The sequence below is a fragment of the Psychrobacillus sp. genome (genome assembly GCF_056205495.1).
In genome coordinates this window covers 1-6,003 of the sequence record NZ_JBAEAP010000045.1, presented here as the reverse complement: position 1 = coordinate 6,003, position 6,003 = coordinate 1, and the positions used below count along the sequence as shown (strand labels likewise).

The window sequence follows — 6,003 nt, the reverse complement described above, 5'->3', positions numbered from 1 at the left end:
GCATTAATTCCATTATTAGTAATATTAGAGTCAGCATAAAGACCTTTGTCAACTAAATCTTTAATGGTTCTATTAATGGTAGCTAGTGAGTGACCTGTGATAGCCTCTAAATCCCTTTGACTTAAATGAAACATTGGTTATGGTCTTCTTTATCGTAGGGGGAACTGATTTACTTTTTGCATTCTTTATGTTCTTAGTTATTACCTTCTTCGTTGAAAAATCAAGTAAAGCATAAACAATTTAGATTATTATATAGAAAAGGCCCTTACGAAATAAGGGCCTTTTCTTATTGGGCTGTATAGCCACCATCTAAAACAATTGCCTGGCCTGTCATGCCTTTGGCAGATTCACTTGCCACATACAAGGCTAAGTCAGTAATTTCTTGAACGTCTAATAATCTTCTTTGGGGAACTAGGGGATACAATACTTCTTCCAGTACCTGCTCCACCTTGATATTTCTCGTTCTAGCTAAATCTTCAAATTGGTTGCGTACAAGCAATGTATCTACATAGCCTGGGCATATTGCATTAACTGTAATTCCATCAGCTGCAGCCTCTAATGCGGCAACCTTTGTTAACCCAATCACTCCATGCTTAGCTGAATTATAGGCGGCCTTTCCTGCAAATCCTATCAAGCCGTTTATAGAAGCCATATTAATGATCCGGCCAAATTGTTGCTTTTTCATGTGTGGTAATGCATATTTCATAGCTACAAAAGGAGCTGTTAGCATTATTTTTATTAATAGCTCGAACTTTTCTGTCGGGAAATCTTCTATTAATGAAACATGCTGCATACCTGCATTATTTATCAATATATCTATTCTTCCAAAGGAATCTACTGTAGATTCAATGGCGTTCTTTATGTCCTCTTCTTTCGTTACATCACAGACAATACCCTTTACTTGCCCATTTAGAGTGGAGACAGCCTCGTCTAATGCTACTTTATTCAAATCTGAAATAACTACGCTTGCCCCTGCCTCTAAAAATGCCTTAGCGACATCATAGCCAATTCCTCTAGCAGCCCCAGTTATAAATACTACTTTACCCTTCAATTGAATTCCTCCAATCTTAAATTGCAGTCCATCCACCATCAACCTTTAAAGTTTCGCCAGTCACGAAATTCGCCAAATCAGAGGCTAAATACAACACGGCTCCAGAAATATCCTTTGGCTGCGAAAGTCCCTTTAAGAGAATTCTATTTTCGACATCTCTTTTAAAATCTTCATCCTCAAACATTTTGGCAGTTAACTCTGTTTCTATAAAGGTAGGTGCCACAGCGTTAACGTTAATACCAAGCTTAGCCCATTCAACTGCCAACGCCTTTGTTAGTTGAACTAGACCACCTTTACTAGAACAATATGCTGCTCTATTGTAATATCCTACAAAGGCCATTTGAGAGGCTATATTTATAATTTTACCATTTCTTTGTTTACTCATAAATTTAGCCGCTGCCTGGCTTGTAAAGAATGCAGACTTTAAATTTAAATCTAAGACAATATCCCAGTCATTCTCCGTTACTTCTAATGCCGGCTTTGCAATATTAACTCCTGCATTATTGATAAGTACATCAATTGTTCCAAACTCTTTTACTGTCGTCTCTATTAAATTATTAATGTTCTCCAACTTACTTAAATCGCCTTGAACAGAGATGCATCGATCGTTATAGCCTTGTAGTTCTTTCAGCGTTTCCTCTAATGCCACACCTTCTCGTCCGGAAATCACCACATTAGCTTTTAGCTTAGCAAATGTAAGGGCTATATCTTTCCCTATTCCTTTGCTACCCCCTGTTACAATTACAGTTTTATGCTCTAACTCAGAAAAGAAGTTATTCATCGCTACCTCCTAAATTCATGTCTCCCTTAAGAAAGTGAATTAACATCTGTTCACGTTCTACATTTTTAAACAGAGAAAATTGCTCTTCCCATGTATAGAAGCCTTCTCCACTTTTGTCTCCAAGCTTATTCTCTTCCACTAACTGTGTAAGCACTCTACCGGATTTTTGATCGGTGCTCAAGTCCTCAAAAAGATAATTTGAAATAGCAGAGAAAACATCAAGTCCTCCCATATCCGCAGTCATTAATGGGCCTGTAACCGGAAGACGACGCCCAATGCTGTACGTCACTGCTGCATCGATGTCCTCTTTAGTTGCTACGCCCGCATCAAGTAGTGATTGTGCTTCCCGAAATAACGCGTACTGTAAGCGATTCCCTATAAATCCTGGAATCTCTCTGTTTAATAAAACCGGTTTCTTCTTCATATGCTGAAGTACTTGCATAGCTCGCTGAACCGTACCGTTATCTGTCTTTTCACCCTTTACTACTTCAACTAAAGGAATTAGATGACCGGGATTCCAAAAGTGTGTAACAACAAAACGATTAGGGTGATCCATTCCCTCTGCCAATAAACTTGGCATAAAGCCAGACGTATTGCTTGCTATAATAACATCCTTATCCACTAGAGCCTCTAATTTTTTATACATATTTTTTTTAAGATCTAGTACTTCAGGTATTACTTCAATAATAAAGGTTGTTTCTTTTACAACCTCTTCTAGAGATATAGATAACTTAATGAGGTCGATAATGCGTGCTGCTTCCTTTTCATCAAACAATCCATTATCCTTCATTACTTTTATTTTATTTTGAAGGCCTTTTTTAGCAATCTCCAGATCCTGCTCACTAACTCCATATACTTTTACAGGTAATCCTGCCCACGCTGCAGATAACGCAATAGAATGACCCATCGTTCCACAACCTAAAATTGATACATTTTCCATTTGTCCACACCCCTTATATTTCTTTAATAACTAATACCCAACAAACAGCAAAACATGTGTTTGTTGGGTATTATAATTAAATTCCGATGCCAAAAGAGAAAAGAATAACTGCTAATATTACACCGAGAATCGGCACAACAACTGTTAAAGCTCCAAAAGCCGGATAAGCATCCTTATGTGTTTCTCCACAGATTGAACGAATAGTCGTAACTACATAGCCCCCTTGTGGCAACGAGTCTAGAGAGCCTGAAGAAATGGCAACGGATCTGTGAAGCGCTTCTGCATTTACGCCTAAATCTAAATAATGTGGCGCTAATAGAGGTAAGGCGATTGCCTGTCCACCTGAAGATGAACCGGTTAAACCCGCGATAACAGCTACGGCTAAAGCACCACCAATTAGTGGACTACCTGGTATACCAGTCATTACATCAACTGCTGCTTCAAATGCAGGAGTAACCTTTACTACACCACCAAAACCTACAACAGCAGCAGTATTGGCAATGGCGATAACAGCACCCATTGCTCCCTCAGCAACAGCACCACTGAAATTTTGAAAATACTTTCTGTTTATTAGATAGGTAGCAATAATACCACCGGTCAATGCAAGTATTAATGCTGAAGTTTCCAATTCCTTATGTAAGACAAATGAAATAATTAATACTACACCTAACGGAATCATGCTTAGTAATGGATTGGGCAATTCTTTACGAGCAACCGTCGTTACATCAGTTTCCCTACTCACAAATGTCTCGCCATTATTCATTGCTTTCGTAATCATTTTTTTCAGCCACCAGTAACCAAATGCCATCATGAAGACAGCTACAATAAAGCTTACTTCCCATCCTGCATAAGGAGAGGTCTTTAAAAATTCAATTGGAATCCAGTTTTGAATTTCTGGCGAGCCCGCTGAAGTCATTGTAAAGGTTGTAGAACCAAACCCAAGAGCAGCTGGTATAAATCGTCTTGGCAAATCTGCTTGCTTAAATAAACTCAAAGCCATTGGATATACCGAGAAGGCTACTACAAATAAACTAACTCCCCCATAAGTTAAAACAGCACAGGCAATTACAACAGCTAGCGCTGCACGCTTAATACCAATTTTACTAACAATCCATTGGGACACGCTATCTGCTGCCCCACTATCCTCCATGACTTTACCAAAAATGGCACCTGCTAAGAACATTAACCACCAGGAAGCTATAAAGCTAGTAAAGCCTCCCATATAATTTGTTAAGAAATTGTCCGCACCTTTTTCTACAAGCTGTGGAAACAACGGAAGTCCATTCAAGACACCAACCAGCAGAGCCGTAAGTGGTGCAGCAATTAGAAGGTTCATCCCCTTCATAGTTAAATAAATCAGTAACGCTAGACCACCAAATAATCCTATGAAACCTAACATTCTTTCTCCCCCCTTAACCCCTAAGAACTATTTATTTACCGTATCGTCTTACTCTTAGTAGTGCCTGCTCGGCGTGTCCAGCAAAGTTCTCTAACTGACATAAACGTGCTGCATATTCCCCAATATAAGCACTTGCCTCAGGTGTTACCTTTTGATATGTTACTGTTTTAATAAATTTGCCTACCCATAGACCGCCCGTATACCTTGCAGCACCCTTTGTCGGCAACGTATGATTCGTTCCAATTACTTTATCCCCGTAGGCTACGTTTGTTTCTGGCCCTAAGAAAAGGCAGCCATAGTTCGTCATATTTTCTAAAAAGTAATCTGGGTCTTCTGTTAAAATTTCAACATGCTCGAACGCTAAACGGTCAGCTTCTATTCTAGCTTCTTCAATAGAATCTACTAATAGAATTTGTCCATAATCTTCCCAAGAGACTCTAGCCACATCGGCTGTTGGTAAAATTTTCAGCTGACGCTCAATCTCAACTAACGTTTCTTCTGCCAATTTCTCTGAAGTAGTTATTAAAGCACCTGGAGAAGTTGGTCCATGTTCTCCTTGTCCAAGAATATCTGTAGCAACCATTTCAGCATCTGCTGTATGGTCCGCTACAACTAAGGTTTCAGTTGGACCAGCAAATAAATCAATTCCAACTCGACCATAAAGCTGACGCTTTGCTTCAGCTACAAAAGCATTACCAGGTCCAACTATCATATCTACCGGTTGAATAGTCTCAGTCCCAATTGCCATTGCACCCATTGCCTGAATACCTCCTAGCAAATAGATCTCATCTGCCCCTGCCAACGACATAGCAGCAATAGTAGCATAAGGAATTTCTCCATTAATAGGAGGAGTACATGCAATTACTCTTTTTACCCCAGCAACTTTTGCAGTTAATACACTCATATGAGCTGAGGCAACCATTGGATACCGCCCACCGGGTATATAACAGCCTACGCTATTTACTGGGATATTTTTATGTCCTAAAATTACACCTGGAATATTTTCTACTTCTACATCCTGAAGGGATGCGAGCTGTGCTTCTGCAAATTCCCGAATATTTTTTTGAGCAAATTTTATATCCTCAATTACCTCTGACGGTACTTGTGCAACCATTTCTTCAATTTGCTCGCTTGATAAACGGAATGATTCAGGTGACCACTTATCAAACTTTTCCGATAACTCACGAACAGCTTGATCACCCCTAGCTTCCACGTCTCGCAAGGCCTCTGAAACTATTTGAGATACTTTCAAATCATTAGCGCTCACTTCTTCTTGTGACTTTCCAGACTTAATTACTTTTACCATTTGTAATTCCTCCCCTTTGTTTGAAAACGCATTCATTAAAACGCAATTCATTTTGCATACGTATGCAAAAATATATACAAGTAAGATTATTCTAAAAACATTAATTAGTCAACTGTTTATATGTTGAATTACGAACAATTAATCTTCCATCAATCTCTATATTTTGGGTTTGACCAGAGTATTCGCTGATTTCGGCGGTTAAATAGGCAACTGTTACGTTTACCATTTCATTTATTGGCTGCTCCCAAGTAGTTAAACTATAAGAAGGCCAAGCCGACATCTCAATATTGTCGAACCCCACAACCTTCACGTCATCTGGAACAGATATATGATGTTTTTTTAAGGAATCCATCACTCCTAGAGCCATAATATCATTTGCCACGAATATCGCTTCAGGTACTTTTCCCTGAGAAACTACTTTCTCGATTGTTTTATACCCACCCTCATAAGTAAAATCAGAAATATATTTTTTATATTCTACTTGATTTTCCTTTAATACCGTTACAAAGCCTTTTTCTCTTTCTAT

Annotated in this window: 6 protein-coding genes; all 6 read right to left on the bottom strand. The window is 38.8% G+C overall.

Going from position 1 to position 6,003, the window contains the following annotated elements; all coding sequences use genetic code 11:
* Positions 1-286: 286 nt before the first annotated feature.
* On the bottom strand, positions 287-1,051 hold the full coding sequence (locus tag AC06OU_RS01495) for a 3-hydroxybutyrate dehydrogenase (protein WP_298471074.1): 765 nt from the start codon (positions 1,049-1,051) through the stop codon (positions 287-289).
* Between the two features lie 16 nt (positions 1,052-1,067).
* The gene (locus tag AC06OU_RS01490; protein WP_475853548.1) at positions 1,068-1,832 is read right to left on the bottom strand and encodes an SDR family NAD(P)-dependent oxidoreductase; all 765 of its coding nucleotides are present in this window, start codon (positions 1,830-1,832) and stop codon (positions 1,068-1,070) included.
* Complete coding sequence (locus tag AC06OU_RS01485; RefSeq protein WP_475853547.1) at positions 1,825-2,772, bottom strand: 3-hydroxyacyl-CoA dehydrogenase family protein; 948 nt, start codon at positions 2,770-2,772, stop codon at positions 1,825-1,827. Before AC06OU_RS01485 ends, AC06OU_RS01490 begins: the two co-directional genes overlap by 8 nt.
* Before the next feature lie 76 nt (positions 2,773-2,848).
* Positions 2,849-4,171, bottom strand: a complete 1,323-nt coding sequence (locus AC06OU_RS01480; protein ID WP_475853546.1) for a GntP family permease — start codon at positions 4,169-4,171, stop codon at positions 2,849-2,851.
* Positions 4,172-4,202: 31 nt separating this feature from the next.
* A complete protein-coding gene (hisD, locus tag AC06OU_RS01475; protein WP_475853545.1) occupies positions 4,203-5,477 on the bottom strand; it encodes a histidinol dehydrogenase in 1,275 nt (424 codons plus the stop codon).
* Positions 5,478-5,577: 100 nt separating this feature from the next.
* Positions 5,578-6,003: substrate-binding domain-containing protein (locus tag AC06OU_RS01470; RefSeq protein WP_475853544.1), on the bottom strand; the 426-nt coding region annotated here is incomplete at its 5' end.